Source organism: Eubacterium ramulus ATCC 29099 (assembly GCF_000469345.1).
GTDB lineage: Bacteria > Bacillota > Clostridia > Lachnospirales > Lachnospiraceae > Eubacterium_I > Eubacterium_I ramulus.
In genome coordinates, this window is sequence record NZ_KI271134.1 from 348 (window position 1) to 746 (window position 399).

4 tRNA genes are annotated in these 399 nt (G+C 50.4%); all 4 read left to right on the forward strand.

Annotated features, from left to right (window positions below):
- Nucleotide 1 precedes the first annotated feature (1 nt).
- The 4 genes from HMPREF0373_RS08935 (at nucleotide 2) to HMPREF0373_RS08950 (ending at nucleotide 340) form a co-directional block, all read left to right on the forward strand.
- A tRNA-Asp gene (locus HMPREF0373_RS08935) sits at nucleotides 2–75 on the forward strand.
- Between the two features lie 8 nt (nucleotides 76–83).
- Nucleotides 84–156: transfer RNA gene (locus HMPREF0373_RS08940), tRNA-Val, on the forward strand.
- Nucleotides 157–187: 31 nt separating this feature from the next.
- Nucleotides 188–260, forward strand: a tRNA-Thr gene (locus HMPREF0373_RS08945).
- Between the two features lie 6 nt (nucleotides 261–266).
- Nucleotides 267–340, forward strand: a tRNA-Ile gene (locus HMPREF0373_RS08950).
- Nucleotides 341–399 lie beyond the last annotated feature (59 nt).

A 399-nucleotide genomic window follows, 5' to 3' on the forward strand; every position in this document is an offset into this window, starting at 1 on the left:
TGGCCTAGTGGCTCAGTTGGTTAGAGCGCCGCCCTGTCACGGCGGAGGTCACGGGTTCGAGTCCCGTCTGGGTCGTTTTATATGGGATCTTAGCTCAGCTGGGAGAGCATCTGCCTTACAAGCAGAGGGTCACAGGTTCGAGCCCTGTAGGTCCCATTTAAAACTAATAAATAGTATAATTCAATATGCCGATGTGGCTCAATTGGCAGAGCAGCTGATTTGTAATCAGCAGGTTATCGGTTCGAGTCCGATCATCGGCTTTTTATGGACCTTTAGCTCAGTTGGTTAGAGCAACCGGCTCATAACCGGTCGGTCCTGGGTTCGAGTCCCCGAAGGTCCATTTTGTAAGAACATATAATAAACGATTTGGCCTAGTGGCTCAGTTGGTTAGAGCGCCGC